The 18,505-nt window shown below is 62.2% G+C and carries 15 protein-coding genes; 8 read left to right on the top strand and 7 right to left on the bottom strand.

The annotated features are described in order from the left end of the window. Positions 1-3 precede the first annotated feature (3 nt). The gene (locus ACM530_RS25925) at positions 4-873 is read right to left on the bottom strand and encodes an isocitrate lyase/PEP mutase family protein (protein ID WP_242196795.1); all 870 of its coding nucleotides are present in this window, start codon (positions 871-873) and stop codon (positions 4-6) included. Positions 874-1,152: 279 nt separating this feature from the next. Here ACM530_RS25925 and ACM530_RS25920 point away from each other — a divergent pair, with 279 nt between their 5' ends. Then, positions 1,153-2,094 (top strand): cupin, encoded by a 942-nt coding sequence (locus ACM530_RS25920; RefSeq protein ID WP_242196792.1) that lies wholly within the window; start codon positions 1,153-1,155, stop codon positions 2,092-2,094. A gap of 117 nt (positions 2,095-2,211) precedes the next feature. On the opposite strand, the gene ACM530_RS25915 is transcribed toward ACM530_RS25920, so the two are convergent. The 4 genes from ACM530_RS25915 to ACM530_RS25900 form a co-directional block, all read right to left on the bottom strand. Next, complete coding sequence (locus tag ACM530_RS25915; protein WP_416363509.1) at positions 2,212-3,150, bottom strand: LysR substrate-binding domain-containing protein; 939 nt, start codon at positions 3,148-3,150, stop codon at positions 2,212-2,214. A 22-nt stretch (positions 3,151-3,172) separates the two neighbouring features. Next, entirely contained in the window at positions 3,173-6,238 is a 3,066-nt protein-coding gene (locus ACM530_RS25910) for an efflux RND transporter permease subunit (RefSeq protein WP_416363508.1), read from the bottom strand. A 9-nt stretch (positions 6,239-6,247) separates the two neighbouring features. Further along, positions 6,248-7,360 (bottom strand): efflux RND transporter periplasmic adaptor subunit, encoded by a 1,113-nt coding sequence (locus ACM530_RS25905; protein WP_416365129.1) that lies wholly within the window; start codon positions 7,358-7,360, stop codon positions 6,248-6,250. Positions 7,361-7,451: 91 nt separating this feature from the next. Beyond that, positions 7,452-9,059, bottom strand: a complete 1,608-nt coding sequence (locus ACM530_RS25900) for an efflux transporter outer membrane subunit (RefSeq protein WP_416363507.1) — start codon at positions 9,057-9,059, stop codon at positions 7,452-7,454. A gap of 317 nt (positions 9,060-9,376) precedes the next feature. On the opposite strand from ACM530_RS25900, the gene ACM530_RS25895 reads away from it, so the two are divergent. From ACM530_RS25895 to ACM530_RS25865, 7 genes are all read left to right on the top strand, one after another. Beyond that, positions 9,377-10,333, top strand: a complete 957-nt coding sequence (locus ACM530_RS25895) for an ABC transporter substrate-binding protein (protein WP_262209503.1) — start codon at positions 9,377-9,379, stop codon at positions 10,331-10,333. A gap of 23 nt (positions 10,334-10,356) precedes the next feature. Next, positions 10,357-11,682, top strand: coding sequence for an LLM class flavin-dependent oxidoreductase (locus ACM530_RS25890; protein ID WP_416363506.1), 1,326 nt, complete (start codon positions 10,357-10,359; stop codon positions 11,680-11,682). A gap of 308 nt (positions 11,683-11,990) precedes the next feature. Continuing rightward, a complete protein-coding gene (locus tag ACM530_RS25885) occupies positions 11,991-12,389 on the top strand; it encodes a cytidine deaminase (RefSeq protein ID WP_416363505.1) in 399 nt (132 codons plus the stop codon). Positions 12,390-12,443: 54 nt separating this feature from the next. Next, the gene (locus ACM530_RS25880; protein WP_242196759.1) at positions 12,444-13,709 is read left to right on the top strand and encodes a NupC/NupG family nucleoside CNT transporter; all 1,266 of its coding nucleotides are present in this window, start codon (positions 12,444-12,446) and stop codon (positions 13,707-13,709) included. 10 nt (positions 13,710-13,719) lie between these two features. After that, the gene (gene deoA / locus ACM530_RS25875; protein ID WP_416363504.1) at positions 13,720-15,027 is read left to right on the top strand and encodes a thymidine phosphorylase; all 1,308 of its coding nucleotides are present in this window, start codon (positions 13,720-13,722) and stop codon (positions 15,025-15,027) included. Next, entirely contained in the window at positions 15,024-16,256 is a 1,233-nt protein-coding gene (locus ACM530_RS25870) for a phosphopentomutase (RefSeq protein ID WP_416363503.1), read from the top strand. The genes deoA and ACM530_RS25870 overlap by 4 nt, the downstream gene beginning before the upstream one ends. Positions 16,257-16,374: 118 nt before the next feature. Continuing rightward, positions 16,375-16,992: a dTMP kinase gene (locus tag ACM530_RS25865; RefSeq protein ID WP_145160671.1), complete on the top strand. Its 618-nt coding sequence runs from the start codon at positions 16,375-16,377 to the stop codon at positions 16,990-16,992. 10 nt (positions 16,993-17,002) lie between these two features. Here the strand turns inward: ACM530_RS25865 and phzG are convergent, their stop codons facing one another. Next, positions 17,003-17,671, bottom strand: coding sequence for a phenazine biosynthesis FMN-dependent oxidase PhzG (gene phzG / locus ACM530_RS25860; RefSeq protein WP_416363502.1), 669 nt, complete (start codon positions 17,669-17,671; stop codon positions 17,003-17,005). Then, entirely contained in the window at positions 17,668-18,504 is an 837-nt protein-coding gene (locus ACM530_RS25855; RefSeq protein ID WP_416363501.1) for a PhzF family phenazine biosynthesis protein, read from the bottom strand. Before ACM530_RS25855 ends, phzG begins: the two co-directional genes overlap by 4 nt. Between the last annotated feature and the right edge of the window lies 1 nt (position 18,505).

Raw genomic sequence — 18,505 nt, 5'->3', positions numbered from 1 at the left:
GGCTTACTCTTTCACGTCCATGAATTCTTCCGCCCACGCCACGTAGCTTTCCGGCAGCGTGTAGGTATGCGTCAGTTCAGTCGCGCTGAGGTTCGAGGTGCTGCTGGTCAACTTGCGTTGCGCACGCAGGCTGTCGTAAGTCGCCTTGATCGACGCAAAGTAGGCGCCGTGGCCGGCCACCACAATGCGCACACCCAGCGCGGCCAGGCGTTCGCTGTCATTGAGCTGCGGGTTGCCGTAAGTCACCAGCATCAACGGCACGCTGAGGTTTTCTGCGATCTTCTCAAGGTGGTCGAAGTCTTTGACGCCCACCATGCAGATGCCGTCGGCGCCGGCTTTTTCATAAGCTTTGGTGCGGGCGATGACGTCTTCGGTCGGCAACACGCCAGCGTTGGTGCGGGCGACGATCGACAGCTGCGGATCGACCCGCGCTTCAAGGGCGGCCTTGACCTTGCCGATGCCTTCCTCAACCGAAATCAGGTCGGTGGATTTGCGCCCGAACTGCGCGGGCAACAGCGTGTCCTCAATCGTCAGTGCCGCAACCCCGGCGCGCTCGAGCTCTTCGACGGTGCGCATCACGTTCAGGGCATTGCCGTAACCGTGGTCGGCGTCGGCGATGAACGGCAGTTGGGCCACACGGCCAATGCGGGTGGCCTGTTCGACGAACTCACTCAGTGTGATCAACGCAAAATCGGGTGCCGCGAGGACCTGCAACGATGCGACCGAACCGCCGAGGATACCGACTTCGAAACCCAGATCGGCGGCGATGCGCGCAGACATGGGGTCAAAGACGGAGGCGGTTTCAACGCAGATTTGTTTGGCAAGCAGTTCACGGAAGTTGCGGCGCAGTGCTGAGTGAGAAATCTTTGGCATGTTCTTTCCTGGCTCTGGTCATCGTCAAGTGACGATCAATGTCTATTCATGGTGGCGCCAGATTACCACGCAGACGAACGGGGGATTATGACGTTTGAGCATGAGACAGATGCCTGACACATGGATCATCGGTTCACGCTTTGGCGATAGACAGGCCTTTCGCACCATCCAGGAGCATAGCCGCCCCATCTTGCACAACTGCTGTGCCAACCGAGTGCTTAATCGCGGTGGGCGCAATGCCTATAGTTGTTTCAAACCAGCCCAAGACTTAGGTGAACCATGAACAGCGAATTCAAGCCCGACCTGAGCGTTGATGCCCCGCGCGAACAAGTGGATGCCGAGTACTTTGAATACAGCAAGGCAGCCAACCCGATCAGCGCCAATCTGATTACCCGAATTCCTTACCACAGCTTCCCGGCCTCGCTGTATGCCAGTGGCCCGTCGCGGGTGGTCGCGCTGGACCTCAGCGCTGCGCTGGGCTGTGAGGGCCCGGCAACCGGGCCTGGGCTGTGTGCCAACTTCATCCGGCTGAACGCCGACGACACCTTGGAGCTGCACCCCAATGCCACCTCTCAAGTGTTTTATGTGATCACCGGAGAGGGCAGCGTCGTTCAGGGCGAACACCAGATCGAATGGTCGGCCGGTTGTTTTATCGCGCTGCCAGGCTTGCTGCCAGCCCGGTTCCGCGCCTCGCAGGATGCGCGCCTGTACTACGTGCACGATGAGCCGCTGTTGCGCTACCTGGGGGTTACGCGCAGCACCGACCGTTTCGCGCCGACGCTGTATCCCGCCGCACTGGCCAACCTGAAGCTGCGTGAAGCCGCCGATGATCCGCGTGCCCAGGACCGCAGCCGTATCAGCATTCTGCTGGGTAACCGCAACTTTCCACAGACCCGAACCGTCACGCATGTGCTGTGGGCCATGTACGGCATCCTGCCGCCCGGCTCGATCCAGAAGCCGCACCGGCACCAGTCGATTGCACTGGACTTCATCATCGACTGCCCCACGGGCTGCTACTCGCTGGTAGGCACCGAACTGGACGCCGACGGGCAGATTCGCAACCCGGTACGCGTCGACTGGTCGCCGGGGTTGGCGTTCGTGACCCCGCCGGGGTACTGGCACGCGCACTTCAATGAGTCCGACCAGGAAGCATTCCTGATCCCTATCCAGGACGCCGGGTTGCAAACGTACTTGCGCGCGCTGGATATTCGCTTTAGCTGATGTGATGAGACCCTAATGTGGGAGCGGGCTTGCTCGCGAATGCGCTGTGTCAGCAAGCTCATTTTTAACTGAACGACCGCATTCGCGAGCAAGCCCGCTCCCACAATTTGACCGAGTTTAACAGCCATCCTTTAGGTCGGCTGGGCACAGACAGCCCTGGCGCTTCCAATCAGGTGTGTCGCCCAACTGCTCAACGATGAAGTCGATAAAGCACCTGACCTTCGACGACACGATCTTCTTGGGTGGATAGACGAACCACACAGAAAATGCCTGCTCGGCACCGAGGATGTTCCATTCTGGCAGCCACACCTGTAACGCGCCCGCTTCGATACTGGTCGCCACCAACCAGTCGGGTAACAGGGCAAATCCCAGGCCCTGGCGCGCCGCGATCAGCTGCGCATCCAGGTCGTTGATACGGACACAGTCGTGAGGCACCAGCGGCACGACTTCATCAGCGGATGCAAACGCAAAATCATGCTGGCTCAGTACCGCCGGCAGGCGGGCCAGCTCTGCCGGCGTTGAAGGGGCAGGGTGCGCAGCGCAAAAGCTCTGACTGGCCACCAGCAGGTAGTTGCCCGCGCAGATCTTGCGCGCCTTGAGCGTGGAATCAGCCAGCGCGCCAATGCGAATCGCCAGGTCAACGCCGGTATGAATCAGGTTGACTTGGGCGTTATCCAATACCAGTTCCAGCTTGATCTGCGGGTAGCGAGCCACAAATGTATTCAACAGCGGCAGGATATGGTGACGGGCAAACGCTGGCGGCAAGTTGAGCTTGAGCAGCCCACGAGGCTCCTGGTTCAGCGCCGACGTCGCCGCCTTGGCCTGTTCAAGCTCATCCAGCACCTTGCGCGCATGCAGCAAAAACGTCTGGCCGCCCTCGGTCAGGTGCAGCGTGCGCGTCGAGCGGTTGAACAGGGCGATGCCCAAGTCCTGTTCAAGGTCCTTCACGTAGCGAGAAACGGTTGACGCCTTGATGCCGAGCCGCTCGGCGGCGCGCGAAAAGTTGTTGCCTTCGGCGGCTTCGACGAAGGCGGTCAGCGCGGTGAAATAATCCAAGTGTGACCTGCCGGGCTTGGGTTTATGTTGTCCTCAAGTCTGAGCCTGGGAGTGTCTGCGGTGTTTGCTGATGGTGCGTTTCCCCAATAAACATATACATCGCCGGCACCATGAACAACGTCAGCAGCGTACCAATCGACAACCCGGCGAAAATCACCAGCCCCATGTCGTGCCGCCCCGCAGCACCGGCGCCGGAGGCCCACACCAGCGGCACCACGCCCAGCACCATCGCGGCCGTGGTCATCAGGATCGGGCGCAGACGCACGCCGGCGGCCTCTTCTATGGCTTCGCGCTTGCTGTGACCTGCGCGTTGCAGTTCGTTGGCGAACTGCACGATCAGGATCCCATGCTTGGTGATCAACCCCAACAGCGTCACCAGGCCCACCTGGGTATACACGTTGATCGACGCGTAGCCCATGGTGATGAAGGCCAGTGCGCCAAACAGTGCCGGCGGCACCGAGAACAGGATCACCACCGGGTCGCGAAAGCTCTCGAACTGGAAGGCCAGGGCGAGGTAGACGATCAGAATCGAGAACATCAGCAAACCAAAGAACCCACCAGACTCCTGCATGAATTGGCGCGACTCGCCGGCAAAGTCCGAGGTGTAACCCGAGGGCGCCACGTTGGTCAGGATCGTGTTGAGTTTGCCCAGCAGCTCACCTTGGGCCACGCCACTGACGCCTGAGAGGGTGGCCGAGTTGAGTTGCTGGAAGTGGTTGATCGATTCGGGCTGTGTCGAGGTCTCGATATGCGCGACGGTGCGTGCCTGGATCATCGAGCCGGACGGGGTGCGAATGTAGTAATCGAGAATCTGCTCCGGGTTCAGGCGGTTGACCTGCAGCACTTGGGGAATGACTTTGTAGGAGCGGCCGGCGGTCGAGAAGTAGTTCACGTAGTTACCGCCCAACGCCGCCGACAGCGCCGCGCCGACGTCGGCCTGAGTCAGGCCCAATGCGGCGATCTTCTCCCGGTCCACCACCAGCCGGGCTTGCGGCTTGTCGAGTTTCAAGTCCATGTCGGCAAACCAGAACAACTGCTGTTTCTGCGCCTCGGCCATCACGGCCTGCGCGACCTCATTGAGGTTTTCCACGGAGTCGGTGGTGGTGATCACAAATTGCACCGGCAAGCCCTGGGCGCCCGGCAGCGACGGCAGCGGAAAGGCCGCGATGGTGGCGCCCGGCACCTGATTCCACTTTTGCTGCAGGTCGAGTATCAGCTGGGCCTGGGAGCGCGTGCGGTCGCCCCAGGTTTTCAGCAGCACGCCGCCCAGGCCTTGATTGAGGATGGGCAGCCCGGTCAGCTGGAACATCTGCGCGTATTCCGTCTCTTTACTGGCGATCTGGAAGGCCTGGTCGGCAATACGCTCCATCTGCTGGGGCGAGGCCGTCGGCGGGCCTTTGATCTGCATGAACACCAGCCCCTGGTCTTCGGTGGGCGACAGTTCACTTTTGGCGGTCATGCCACTGGCGGCCACCAGCAGGAACAGCACAAACCCAAAGGTCACCAGCACCGGCCAGATGTTCAACCCGCCAGACAACACACGGTGGTAACGCCCGCGCAGCCAGTCAAAATACTGGTCGAGCTTACGCGCGAAACGACCTTCTTCCTTCCCGGACTTGAACAGCTTGGACGTCATCATTGGCGAGAGGGTCAACGCCACCACGGCCGACACGGTCACGGCGCCCGCCAGCGAGAAACAGAACTCCTTGAACAGCGCACCGGTGAGGCCGCTGCGCAGGCCGATGGGCACGTACGCGGCGATCAACACCACGGTCATCGCGATGATCGGGCCACCCAGTTCCCGCGCCGCGATCAGCGCGGCCTCCAGCACGCCTTTGCCTTCTTCCTTGATGTGCCGGTCGACGTTTTCCACCACGATAATCGCGTCGTCCACCACCAGGCCAATCGCCAGAACCAGCGCGAGCAGGGTCAGCAGGTTAATCGAGTACCCCAGCAGGTACATGATGAAGAAAGTCCCGACCAGCGACAGCGGGATCGCCACCAGCGGCACGATCACCGCGCGGAACGAGCCGAGGAACAGGTAGATGACCACCGAGACAATGATCATCGCCTCGACCAGGGTCTTCACCACCTCGTAAATCGAGGTATTGATGAACTCGGTTGAGTCGTACACGATCTCGCCGCGCACGCCAGTAGGCAGTTGCGATTGCAGCTCGGGGAAGGCCTCACGCACGCTGTCGGCGACGGTCAGGATATTGGCGGTCGGCGCCGCCTTGATGCCGATGAACACCGAGCGCTTGCCGGAAAACGCCACGCTGCTGTCGTAGCTTTCGGCGCCAAGGGTGACGGTGGCCACGTCCTCCAGATACACCAAGGCGTCGCCTTTCTGCTTGATCACCAGTCGTTTGAATTCATCCACCGTGTGCAGATCGGTGCCGGCCGTGAGGTCGACCGTTACCGTTTGCCCGCGCGTCGAGCCCACGGCAGACAAGTAGTTGTTGTTGGCCAGGGCCGTGGAAACGTCCTGCGCCGTGACGTTATGCGCGGCCAGCTTGTCCGGGTCCAGCCAGGCGCGCAGGGCGAATTGGCGCCCGCCGAGAATCTCTGCGGTCTGCACGCCCTGGATCGAATCCAGTTTGGGCTTGACCACCCGCACCAGGTAATCGGTGATGTTGTTGGTGGGCAGCGTGTCGCTGTAGAACCCCAGGTACATCGCGTCGGTGGTCTGCCCGACGGCAATGGTGAGCACCGGCTCCTGGGACTGCGCGGGCAGTTGGTTCTTCACCGAATTGACCTGGGTATTGATCTCGGTGAGGGCCTTGCTGGCGTCGTAGTTCAAACGCAATGTCGCGGTAATGGTGGAGACACCGGTGATGCTGGTCGAGGACAAATAGTCGATGCCCTGGGCTTGGGCGATGGCCGACTCAAGCGGCTGGGTGATAAAACCGGCGACCGTGGACGCGTCCGCGCCGTAGTAGGCGGTGGTAATGGTGACCACGGTGTTTTCGGTGCGCGGCCATTGGTTCACCGGCAACTCGAAGATCGAGCGCAGCCCCAGGATCAGAATGAACAGCGAAACCACCACTGCCCACACCGGTCGCTGAATAAAGGTATCGGTAAGCTTCATGGGACACCTTTACTGTTCTTGGGGCGTTGGCGCCGGGTCGTTCAACGGCGCGGCACTGTTATCGACCTTCACCGGCGAGCCATTCTTGAGCTTCATCTGGCCGCTGGTGATCAACAGATCGCCTTCCTTCACGCCCGACAGGATCGCGACCTGATCGCCGCGGGTCGGCCCGGTCTTGATGAAGGTTTGTTGCGCGGTGAGTACTTCATCGCCCTTGTCGTTTTTGCTCGACGTGGCGATGAACACCGTGGTGCCGTAAGGGTTGTAGGTCACTGACGTCTGCGGCACGGTGAGGTAGCGCTGGGTGGTCCCCGAGTTGACTACCGCACGGGCGAACATGCCGGGCACCAGGCTTTGCTTGGGGTTCTCAACGGTCGCCTCGACGGTGACGTTGCGCGTGGTTGAGTCGAACTGGGTGTCGATGGTGCTGATCCGGCCGGTGAAGGTCTGCTTTGACAGGCCGTCAGCCGTCACCGAAACCACCTGGCCGATGGCAATGGCTTCCAGTTGGGTCTGCGGCACCGAAAAATCGATGTAGATGGGATCAAAAGTCTGCAACGTGGCGATCTTGTCGCCGGGGTTGAGGTATTGGCCGGGGTTGACGCTGGTGATGCCGATGCGCCCGGCAAAGGGGGCACGAATGGTTTTTTTCGCCACCAGCGCGCGCTGTTGTTCGGCGGCGGCGAGTTTGGCCTTGAGGTCGGCGGTGTCGGTGTCCACCTGGGCTTGGGAAATGGCGTTGACCGCCAGTTGCGCCTTGTCGCGCTTGAGCACGATACCGGCCAGGTCCGCGGTCGCCTCAAGGGAATGCAATTGGGCGATGTCCGAGTCGGCGTTCAACTGCACCAGCAGTGCCTGGGCCGCCACCTCTTGCCCGGGCGTGAAGCCCAGGGTGCGCACGATGCCGCCGACTTCAGTGGTCACATCCACACCGCGCACCGCCTTCATCGAGCCCACGGCGGAGACGCTCGGTTGCCAGTCACTGAATGGCACCTGCAGCGCCGTCACCACGGCGGCCGGCAAGGGCGCTTTGGATTGGGCGATCAGCGCCGAAATCTGCACGAATTTCACCCCGGCAATGATCGCGACAATTACCAGCACCACCACGATCATGATCAGCATCGGCCGCCACAGGCGGCGCTTGCGCGGTACGCCGGGTTCGGGGGGCAGGGTAGAGGCGGTCTGAACGTCAGCCATGGGAGTTCTCACTGTTTCAATGATTCAAGTCGGGCGCGGCTTTACTGTGAGCCGGCATGATCTCTTGCCACGACGGCAGGCCGAAGCGGTCCGGCGTGCCCTGGGTGGCGGGGTCCACATCCGTGCGGTTCCACCAGCCGCCACCCAATGCCTGGAACAGCGCCGTGGTGTCGCTGTAGCGCGCGGCCTGGGCTTTGACGCGGGCGAGCACGGTGTTTTGGTAGGTTTGCTGGGCCGTGAGCAGGTTGATATACGCCACTGCGCCCAGGCGGAACTGGGCTTGCACCAGGTCCAGGTTGGCTTGCGCGGAGTGTTCGGCCACGACCTGCTGATTCAGCGCATCGGCATCCGCCTCCAGCGCCCGCAGCGCGTTGGCGACATCCTGGAATGCGGTAATCACTGTGCCGCGATAGCGCGCCGCCGACTCGTCGTAGGCCGCCACGGCCGCACGTTTACGGTGCTCGAGTGCGCCGGCGTCAAAGATCGGCTGGGTAATCGAACCCGCCAGGCTCCAGACACCGCTGCCCGCCGAAAACAGCTTGGTGCCGCTTGCCACCGTGGAACCCAACGACCCGGTAATACTGAATTGCGGCAACTGATTGGCGACGGCCACGCCAATGTTGGCGCTGGCTTGATGCAGTTGCGCCTGCGCCGAACGCACATCCGGTCTTTGGCCGACGATGGCCGAGGGCAGGCTGACCGGCAGCTCTTCTGGCAGATGCAACGAGGCCAGATTGAAGCGTTCGCCTTGATCCTGGTTTGGAAAGCGCCCCAGGTACGCCATCAATTGGTTGCGGGTCTGTGCCAATTGCTTTTGCAGTGGCGGCAAGGTCGCGCGGGTTTGCGCCAGTGCGGTTTGCTGCGTGAGTACATCGCTGTCGCCGATGGCGCCCAGTCGGCGCTGAGCTTGCAGCAGGTCGAGCTGACCGCCCTGCAGTGTGATGATTTCTTCGGTGGCGGCCACCTGATCGCGCAACGACGCCAGGCTGACCGCGGTGTTGACCACATTGGAGGTCAGGGTCAGGTAAGTCGCCTCCAGCTGAAAGCGCTCGTACTCGGCTTGCGCGGTGGTGGATTCGATTTGCCGGCGCGTGCCGCCAAACACGTCCGGCGCATAGGAAACGCTCAGCGACGCCGAACTCACTGTGAGAATCGGCGACTCCGGGATGCCCGAGGTGACGCCGGAGACTTTCTCGCGGGCTTTTTGCACATTGGCGCTCACCGACGGAAACAGTGACGCCTGGTCGGCGTACACCAGCTCGTTGGCCTGGCGCAGTGCCGCTTGCGCGGCGCTGACGTCCGGGTTGGCGCGCAGGGCTTCTTCGACCAGCGCATTGAGTGAGGGCGAGCGGAACAGCGTCCACCATTGCCCGGGAATATCCATCCCGGCGATCAGCCGCTGCGCCGCGCCACCGGCGTCAATTTCCGCCTGGGCGGTGGTCGTCAGTGGGTCCTTTGCAAAGCCTGCATTGGCCGGTACATCGGGCCGTGCAAAGTCGGGCCCCACGGTACAGCCGGCGAGGGCGAGGCACAGCAGGCTCAGCGGCGCCAGCAAACAGGCATGTCGAAACGGGGTGCGGATTGGCACCACTGCGGGTGCACGCTGGCGAAGCTGCTCTTTCATATTTACTCGGATTAATCAGTTGGCCAACGGCTGTAATGGTTGAGCGATGCGTGCGGGTACGTCCGGCCGGGCGGCTTGAAAAGGCCGCGGGGTGTCGGGGTTTCAACCAGTGTAGGTGGCGTAGGGCACTGTGCAATGTGCGGGTGCAACGCGTGCGGCCTGAAAATGCCTAAGTTGCATTATTTGTGAATTAGGTTATGCGTTATCAGTATTTTACAAGCGGTATTTATAACCGCATCGTATGAACCCCTACGAACACTGCCGAGACCGCACGCGCGGATCGACTTGCATGCCTGACCAGGCATCTGGAGACGAACGTGCGTTACCTGACAACACTGGCGGCCGGGTTGGCCGCCACCTTGCTGTGCCTGACCGCGAACGCGCAAACGCTGGTGGTGGGCGACCAAAGCTACAACGCCCAAGCCGTGATGGAGGCGGCGGGCGTGCTGGAAAACCTGCCGTACACGCTTGAGTGGAAGCAGTTCACCGCAGGCTCGCCGGTCGCCGAAGCGCTGAATGCCAACAGCCTGGATATCGGCTTGCTGGGGGACGCGCCGGTGCTGTTCCTGGGCGCATTAGGTGCGCCGATCAAGGTGATTGCCGTCAGCCGGCAAAACCTCGACGGCGTGGCCATCCTGGTCAGAAAGGATTCGTCGATCCACACACTGGCCGACCTTGCCGGCAAACGTGCGGCGCTCTGGAAGGGCTCCTGGAGCCAGCAATTGCTGCTCACCGCGCTGGACAACGCCGGCGTCCCGCGCGACTCACTCGAGCTGCGCTACCTCAGCGCACTCGACGCTTCCCATGCGCTGGAAGGAGGCTCGGTTGACGTCATCGCCACCTGGGAACCCTACGTCACGCAACAGGAACGCCAAGGGGCGCGGGTACTCGCAACCGCGGAGGGCTTGATCCCGGCCCAGAGCTTTATCGCCGCCAACGCCAAGGCTGTCGAGGCCAAACGCGCGCAAATCAGTGACTTCCTCCAGCGCCTGAAAAAAGCCCGCGACTGGACGCGCCAAAGCCCGGCCAACGCTGACGCGTATGCCGATGCGTGGGCCAAGCGCACCCGCGCCGACGCCGACATCGCCCGCGCCTGGTTTGCGCGTGCGCGCACTACGGTCGAACCGCTCACGGCCCAGTCGCCGGTAGAAGCGCAAAAGACCGTGGACTTCTTCGCCAGCCTTGGCCTGGTCAAGTCTTACTCCGCAGCGAGCCTGTTCGATGATTCCTTCTCGGCCTCGCTGCAACCCGCCGTCGCCCAGACCCAGCCGTGAACGTTTCAAGGAACTCTTCTGATATGACCCAACGACAGCTCAAACTCGGTGCCCTGACCATGGGTTGCGGCGGGCCGGGCCGCCACAATCTATGGCTGGACCCGCACTTGCCGGCCGACGCCAGCGTCAACGTCGACTGGTACATCGACATTGCCCGCCAGGCCGAGGCGGCGCTGTTCGACCTGATGTTTATCGTCGACAGCCAATTCATCACACCGGGCTCGCCGTCCCACTACCTGAACCGCCTGGAACCGCTGACACTGCTCTCTGCGCTGGCCGTCAGCACGCGGCATCTGGGCTTGGTCGGTACGCTGACCACCTCTTACAACTCGCCCTATAACGTCGCCCGGCGCCTGGCCTCACTCGACCTGATCAGCAAAGGCCGCGCCGGCTGGAACGTGGTCACCAGCGGTGACGCCGGCACTGCCGGCAACTACAGCCGCGACGAACATTACGATTACGACACGCGCTACAGCCGCGCCGCCGAGCACGTCCACGTGGTGCAAGGCCTGTGGAACTCCTACGAGGAAGACGCTTTCGTGCGTGACCGTGCCACCGGCCAGTTCCTCGACCCCAGCAAACTGCACAGCCTGAACCACAAGGGCGAGCACTTTTCGGTGGTCGGCCCGCTGAACATCCAACGCTCGCCGCAGGGCCAGCCAGTGATCTTCCAGGCCGGCGACTCAGAGCAAGGCCGCGACCTGGGCGCCGCCACGGCGGACGTGATCTTCACCCACGCGGCCAGCATCGAGCAGGGCCAGGCGTTTTACCGCGATATAAAGGGCAGGGCGGCGCAACACGGTCGCGACCCGGAGCAATTACTGGTCATGCCCGGCGCCGAGATCTATGTGGGCGACACCGATGAGCACGCCCGTGAAATCGAGCAGCACTACCATCACGCCGATCACAGTTTCGAGCTGGCGCTCAAGGAGTTCGGGCGTAATTTCGGCTGGCATGATTTCAGCCAGTACGACCTCGATGCGCCGTTTCCACAGGAGAGCCTGGAAGCGGCGCGCAGCAGCTTTTTCACCAATGCCAAACGCATTGCTGATCAAGCGCGGGACAAAGGTTTCACGCTGCGCCAGGCAGTGGAGTTTGGTCGCCAACTGCGGCCGGGCGCGTTTGTGGGCACGGCGGACACGGTTGCGCGCAAGATGGAGGCGTGGCTCCAGGCGCGGGCGGTGGATGGGTTCAACATCTATATTGGCCATCCGCAGCAGTTCGCGCGGTTTACGCAGGAAGTCATACCGTTGCTGCAGGCGCGTGGGGTGTATCGCACGGCGTATGAAGGGACGACGTTGCGGGAAAGTTTGGGGCTGGGGATTTCCCGGTTCAAGCACCACGGTTAGCTGCGCTGGCTGTGAGCAAAGGTGGGCGCGGGCTTGCTCGCGAAGGCGCCGGACCAGCAAGCAGTATTCAGGCTGTGCTCCCGGAAAACAAAGGGTTTTAGGCTTGCATCCTTGTGAGCCAACAACGCTACAACACCTGTCTACGTCAAAGACGCGAGCACTTGAAGCGGCGAAGGACTTCGGCGCGGACCTTTGTCCGCGAGCATAAAAAAAGATTGAATATTCACATCAATTGTTATTTAAATAACACCACAATAGCGTCACGACCGCCCTGGACGTGCTCGCAATAAGATGGGATGACCCTGTGCATGACAATTGAAGAGCGTTTGATGGAACAGGCAAAGCGTGCCGCCCAGAGCACGTACTCGCCTTATTCCCATTTCCCCGTGGGCGCGGCATTGCTGACCGCCAACGGTGAGGTGGTACAGGGTTGCAACGTGGAGAATATCTCCTACGGGCTGACCAACTGTGCCGAGCGCAGCGCGTTGTTCAGCGCCATCAGCCAGGGCTATGCCCCACGCAGTTTCAAAGCCATGGCTGTTTATGCACCCAATGTTTCACTGATAAGCCCTTGCGGTGCCTGCCGCCAGGTGATGCTGGAGTTGATGGCCAAGGATGCAGTGGTGATTTGTCAGGGCAGTGACCCGGCCGCCACGCGCACCTGGACCCTGGAGCAATTGCTGCCGGGCGCCTTCGACGCTTTCTAATCCTGGGCAGGCCTTCGGGTCTGCATCCGCGTGGTCCATTGTTGAGACGCCTGCATGATCAGTCTTGTCGGAATAGCGACCCTTATTCTCATTGCCATTGCTTTATCTCATCAACGACGCTCGATCAACTGGCGCACCGTTTCGGTCGCGTTTTTGATCCAGGTCTTGATCGGCGCCTTTGCGCTTTACGTGCCGTGGGGCCAGACGGTGCTCGCCTCGCTGTCAGGCGCGGTGGCATCGCTGCAGCTTTACGCTAACAAAGGTATCGAGTTTCTGTTCGGCGGCCTGAGTTCACCGCACATGTTTGAAGTGTTCGGCAGTGGCGGGTTTGTGTTCGCCATCCGGGTTTTGCCGATGATCGTGTTCTTCGGCAGCTTTATCTCTGTGTTGTATTACATCGGTGTGATGGGCTGGATCATTCGGCTGGTGGGCGGCACCTTGCGCCTGTTGCTGGGCACCAGCCGCATCGAGTCGATGGTGGTGACCTCGGCGATCTTCATCGGCCAGTCGGAAGTGCCGCTGGTGGTACGGCCCTTCATTGCCAAGCTGACGCGCTCTGAGTTGTTTGCGGTGATGGTCGGTGGTTTCGCCGCAGTGGCCGGCTCGGTGCTGCTGGGCTATGCCGGGCTGGGCGTGGAGCTCAAGTACCTGATTGCGGCGTGTTTCATGTCGGCGCCGGGGGCCCTGTTGATGGCCAAACTCATGGAGCCGGAAACCGAAGCCGCCTGCACCGAACAGGTGATCGAGGAGCTGGGCCAGGCCGAGAATCGCCCCACCAATATCATCGATGCCGCCGCCGATGGCGCCCAGGTTGGCTTGCGCCTGGCCTTGGCGGTGGGTGCCATGCTGCTGGCGTTTATCGCGTTGATTGCGCTGCTCAACGGGCTACTGGGCTGGGCGGGCAACTGGTTTGGCTACCCGCAATTGACCTTGCAACTGGTTCTCGGGTACGTGCTGGCGCCCATCGCGTTTCTGCTCGGGGTGCCGTGGCATGAGGCGGTCATGGCCGGCGGTTTTATCGGCGAAAAACTGGTGCTCAACGAGTTTGTCGCCTACGCCGACCTGGCTAACTACCTGACCCCGGCCAAGGCTGCCGAAGCCGGCGTGCCGCTGTTGTCGGTGCACACCCAGGTGATCGTGACTTTCGCCCTGTGCGGCTTTGCCAATCTGTCTTCGATAGCCATTCAGCTGGGTGGCCTCACGGGTATCGCCCCGCAACGCCGTGAGGAACTCGCGCGGCTGGGCTTGCGAGCCATGATCGGCGGCACGCTTTCCAACCTGATGAGCGCGGCGATTGTCGGCTTTTTCATTTCGCTGTAAGGAGCACAGTATGTGGTTGCCACAAGAAGTGATTCGGTGCAAACGCGACGGGCACGCCCTGGCTGCGATGGACATTCAACGCTTTGTCGCCGGCATTGCCGACGCCAGCCTCAGCGATGGGCAGGTGGCGGCGTTCGCCATGGCGGTGTTCATCAAGGGCATGGACGTGAGCGAGCGCCTGGCCTTGACCAAGGCGATGCGCGACTCCGGCCAAGTGCTGAAGTGGGACCTGCCAGGGCCGGTCGTGGACAAGCATTCCACCGGCGGCGTCGGCGACATGATCAGCTTGCTGCTCGCGCCGTTGCTGGCGGCCTGCGGTTGTTACGTGCCGATGATTTCCGGGCGTGGGCTGGGGCATACCGGCGGCACCCTGGACAAGCTCGAGAGCATTCCCGGCTACGACTGCCAACCCAGCCCCGAACGCCTGCACGCGGTGGTGGCCGACGTCGGTTGCGCGATCATCGGCCAGACTGCCAACCTGGCGCCGGCGGATAAGCGCTTGTATGTGATCCGCGACGTGACCGGGTCGGTGGAGTCGATTGACCTGATCACCGCGTCGATCCTCGGCAAAAAACTCGCCGCCGGCCTCGACGTACTGATCATGGATGTGAAAACCGGCAACGGCGCCTTCATGGCCGAGCCGCAACAGGCGCGCGAGCTGGCCGCCAGCATCGTCGCGGTGGCCAACGGTGCCGGGGTCAACACCCGCGCGCTGATCACCGACATGAACCAACCGCTGGCCCGCAGTGCCGGCAACGCGCTGGAGGTTGGCGAAGCAGTCGCTTTGCTCAAGGGCGAGGTGCGCAGTGAGCGCTTGTGGGCGGTGACCTTGGCGCTGGCCACCCAAGCATTGACGATGGCCGGTTTGGCGCGGGATGACGCCCAGGCCCGTGATCAATTACTCCAGGCCTGGCAGAGCGGTGCAGCCTTGCAGCGCTTCGAGCAAATGGTCGTCGCTCTGGGCGGCCCGCCGGGCTTTACGGCAGACCCTGAAGCATATTTACCCAAGGCCGCCGTGTCGGTGCCGGTGTGGGCCGAGGAAGAGGGCTGCGTTACCGACATCGACACCCGGGCGGTGGGCTTGGCGGTGGTGGCATTGGGCGGCGGACGCAGTCATCCCGACGACGTGCTGGACTTGTCCGTGGGCTTCAGCGAGTTGGCCTTTGTGGGTGAACAGGTGAACGCGCAACGGCCTCTGGGCTGGGTGCACGCACGCAACCCAGAGCAGGCCGGGCAGGGCGCATCCGCTTTGCGCGCAGCCTATCGATTAGGCGGTTCGAGCCTGGCCGCACGTGATTTGATCCAGGACATCCTATGAGCAAAGCCATCGTATTGGTGCTGGACTCGTTGGGCATCGGCGCCAGTGCCGACGCTGCTGTTTTTGGCGATGCCGGCGCCGACACTTTGCGCCATATCGCCGAGGCGTGCGCCCGTGGAGAGGCCGATGGGCCATTGCGCCGGGGGCCTCTGTGGCTGCCAAATCTGGGTCGTCTGGGCCTGGGCGCCGCTGCGGCAGCCAGCGGTGACGGACCGTTGCCGGGCCACTGGGGCGACGCTGCACCGGTCGGCGCCTACGGCCATGCGCGCGAACAATCCTCAGGCAAAGACACACCGTCCGGACATTGGGAGATGATGGGCGTGCCGGTGTTGTTCGACTGGGGTTATTTCGAGCGGCCGGTCGAGTCCTTTCCGCCCAGGTTGCTGGCCGACCTGATTGAGCGGGCAGGGTTGTCGGGTGTCCTGGGCAACTGCCATGCCTCTGGCACTACGGTGCTGGACGAGTTGGGCGAAGCACACATCCGCAGCCAGCAGCCGATTTGCTACACCTCGGCCGACAGCGTGATGCAGATCGCCGCCCATGAAAGCCATTTCGGGCTCGATGAGCTGTACCGGGTGTGTGAAATCGCGCGCGATTTGTGTGATGAATACACGGTCGGCAGGGTCATTGCCCGGCCGTTCACCGGCGAGCACGCGGGCGAGTTTCGCCGCACCGGCAATCGCCGCGACTACACCGTGCCACCGCCGTCGCCGACGCTGCTGGATCATCTGTGCGAAGCCGGCGGCACCGTGCATGCGGTGGGCAAGATCGGCGATATCTTCGCGCACCGCGGCATCAGCCGGTTGTACAAGGCAGACGGCAACGACGCGCTGTTCGATGCCACGCTCAAGGCTTACCAGCAAGCGCCAGACAACAGCCTGGTGTTCGCCAATTTCGTCGACTTCGACATGCTTTACGGGCACCGCCGCGACCTGGCCGGCTACGCTGCCGCGCTGGAAGCCTTCGACCGCAGGCTGCCGGAATTATTGGCGTTGATGGACCCGCAGACGTTGCTGATCATCAGCGCCGACCATGGTTGCGACCCATCGCGTCCGGGCAGCGATCATACCCGTGAACATGTGCCTGTCCTGGCTTACGGGGCAGGCATTGCGCCCGGCTGGCTGGGCGAGCGCGGCAGCTTTGCCGATATCGGCCAGACGCTGGCCACGCATTTGGGCGTGGCGCCGTTGCCGTGGGGAAGTTCTTTTCTGCTCAGGGAGCATCATTGATCGACGCCTTCAGTAATGTCTGTTCCTATGGGCGCTGCACTCGATTCGCATCGTCGCGCCAGGCGACTCCAGCGAACGAGCAGAGCCCAATGAACCGCTACCAATCATGATGTGAAGTATGAGTCGTCCACTCTTTGTATCTCTCGATGGCCCCAAGGGAACGGGCAAAACCACGCTTTTGGAGGCCGTGACCCAAGTGCTGAGGGCAGACAAGCAAAAGGTGATCCGGCTCAGCGAGCAAAAAAGCGATCCCCATAGGGCTGAAACAATGGCCCTCGTTAACACTCTCGTCAGAAACCCCAGCCGGGAGTTGGAGTTGAGGGTGTGCGAGCGCTTTGCCGATAGCCGCGCCTGGATTTCCCGGCACGTACTGGCCAAACAGCCAGCCGGTAGCATCATCTTGATTGATCGCTGGTACCCCTCTGATGCAGCGTTTCGCCGGATCGTCGGGTTTGCAGACATTCTGCAGTTAAACATTGATCGAGACGTGCAAGTGCCCGACCTGCATGTCGGCGTGGTCACCGCCCCTGATATTTCATGGGCCAGGGCAGCCGAACGACGGCGTGGGCTGAGCAGTACTGTGATGCATAAGCTGGAAGAACATGTCGCGTGTACTCAGGCGTTCGAGCGCGCGATTAGCGATCACGGCTGGGTTTTATGCCGCAATGAAACAACGATCGAGGACGCCACGGCTCAGGTGGTTTCTGAGATCTACAGCGTCCTTCGATGTGCGTAGTTTTGTAGAGTCAGGGCTGCAAACGCCGCACCCTCCAGCCCGTATCGCTGCGGTCATAGCGCAACCGCTCATGCAGCCGCTCTTGCCCATTCCCCCAGAACTCCAGCGATTCAAGGCGCAACTCAAACACACAATAGCCCTCGGGACGCGGCAGCGGACCTTGGCCTTCGGCCAGTTCGCGAGCGGCGTTGCGCATGGCCTGAACATCCTGCAGTTCTTCGCTCTGGCGAGACACCGACGACATCGGATGCGTGGCATACGGGCGCTTGAGCCACGCCTCATCCGCCTTGGCGTCCGGCAAGCGCACGGCCTGGCCATTGAGGATGATCTGCTGACTGGTTTCGCGCCAATACAGCACGCCCGACGCCCACGGGTTTTGGCTCAGCTCACGGCCTTTCTGGCTGCCGGCATGGGTGCTGAACAACAGCCCCGTGTCGCTGATCTCACTGATCACCACGATGCGCGTCGAGGGCCGGCCCTGGCCGTCGGCGGTGGCCAGCGCCAACGCCCTGGGTTCGCGGATGCCCACGCGCCGTGCACGCTCCAGCCAGTTGCGCAGCACGCTCATGGGGTCGGCGGGCAGTGTCTGGTACTCGGGGAACGGTGCATCCAGCGTGCCGGTGAGCGATTCGGACATGCCTTTACCCAGCAGCGGCTTGCCTTGTACTGAAAGGTTCATAGCACGATGGTCCCCCGCCCGAAGGTGACGCCATTGCCGGAGACTTCGACGCGCGTCAGTTGATCGGCGCGGCCCTCAGCCCTGGCGAACATCAGTGAAGGGCGGCCGATTTCCACGCCCTGCAAAATCTCCACCTGCTGGCCGAACTCGATTTGGCCATGGCGCGCCAGATGAATCGCCAACGGCCCGGCAGCCGAGCCAGTGGCTGCATCCTCGACCACGCCGTAGGCCGGTGAGAACATGCGGCTGCGCCAGCGCCGCCCGGCGCCGGCGAAACAGTTGATCGCCATGTCGTGGAAGTTCGACAGCGCACGGTGGTCAGGGTGCAGGGCCGACAAGGCGGCGATGTTCGGCAGGCCGACAAACACATGGCGTGGGCCGTTGTGATAGATCTCGATGGGAAAGGTCGAATCGCTGATGCCCAGGGCTTTGAGCAATTCGGCATCGCGGCCCAGGGCCGCCCAGGTCGGTATCGGCTGGTCCATGCTGGCGGCGATCACGCTGCCGTTCTGGCGTTCCAGTTCAAAGGCGATGGTGCCCATCTGGGTTTCCAGATACAGCCGGTGATTGTCGGTGTGCGCCCCCAGCGCGATGGCCGTCCCCAGCAACGGGTGGCCGGCAAAGGGCAGTTCGTTGACCGGAGTGAAAATCCGGATCAGCGCATCACCGCCGTTGCGTGGCTTGAGCACGAAGGTGGTTTCCGACAGGTTCATCTCTCGGGCGATGCGTTGCATTTGCGGCGCCGGCAAATCATCGGCGTCGAAGAACACCGCAACCGGGTTGCCTTCCAGCGGGACGCTGGCGAAGGCGTCGATGATCACGTAGTTGTGCATG

Source organism: Pseudomonas sp. NFX183, from assembly GCF_047943075.1.
Lineage (GTDB): Bacteria > Pseudomonadota > Gammaproteobacteria > Pseudomonadales > Pseudomonadaceae > Aquipseudomonas.
This window is presented reverse-complemented; position numbering and strand designations above follow the sequence as displayed.

What these genes read in the sequence shown, in the direction of transcription:
- ACM530_RS25925 (WP_242196795.1), bottom strand. Translation starts at nt 873, where the DNA reads ATGCCAAAGATTTCTCACTCAGCACTGCGCCGCAACTTCCGTGAACTG.
- ACM530_RS25920 (WP_242196792.1), top strand. Translation starts at nt 1,153, where the DNA reads ATGAACAGCGAATTCAAGCCCGACCTGAGCGTTGATGCCCCGCGCGAA.
- ACM530_RS25910 (WP_416363508.1), bottom strand. Translation starts at nt 6,238, where the DNA reads ATGAAGCTTACCGATACCTTTATTCAGCGACCGGTGTGGGCAGTGGTG.
- ACM530_RS25905 (WP_416365129.1), bottom strand. Translation starts at nt 7,360, where the DNA reads ATGCTGATCATGATCGTGGTGGTGCTGGTAATTGTCGCGATCATTGCC.
- ACM530_RS25900 (WP_416363507.1), bottom strand. Translation starts at nt 9,059, where the DNA reads ATGAAAGAGCAGCTTCGCCAGCGTGCACCCGCAGTGGTGCCAATCCGC.
- ACM530_RS25890 (WP_416363506.1), top strand. Translation starts at nt 10,357, where the DNA reads ATGACCCAACGACAGCTCAAACTCGGTGCCCTGACCATGGGTTGCGGC.
- ACM530_RS25885 (WP_416363505.1), top strand. Translation starts at nt 11,991, where the DNA reads ATGACAATTGAAGAGCGTTTGATGGAACAGGCAAAGCGTGCCGCCCAG.
- ACM530_RS25880 (WP_242196759.1), top strand. Translation starts at nt 12,444, where the DNA reads ATGATCAGTCTTGTCGGAATAGCGACCCTTATTCTCATTGCCATTGCT.
- deoA (WP_416363504.1), top strand. Translation starts at nt 13,720, where the DNA reads ATGTGGTTGCCACAAGAAGTGATTCGGTGCAAACGCGACGGGCACGCC.
- ACM530_RS25870 (WP_416363503.1), top strand. Translation starts at nt 15,024, where the DNA reads ATGAGCAAAGCCATCGTATTGGTGCTGGACTCGTTGGGCATCGGCGCC.
- ACM530_RS25865 (WP_145160671.1), top strand. Translation starts at nt 16,375, where the DNA reads ATGAGTCGTCCACTCTTTGTATCTCTCGATGGCCCCAAGGGAACGGGC.
- phzG (WP_416363502.1), bottom strand. Translation starts at nt 17,671, where the DNA reads ATGAACCTTTCAGTACAAGGCAAGCCGCTGCTGGGTAAAGGCATGTCC.
- ACM530_RS25855 (WP_416363501.1), bottom strand. Translation starts at nt 18,504, where the DNA reads ATGCACAACTACGTGATCATCGACGCCTTCGCCAGCGTCCCGCTGGAA.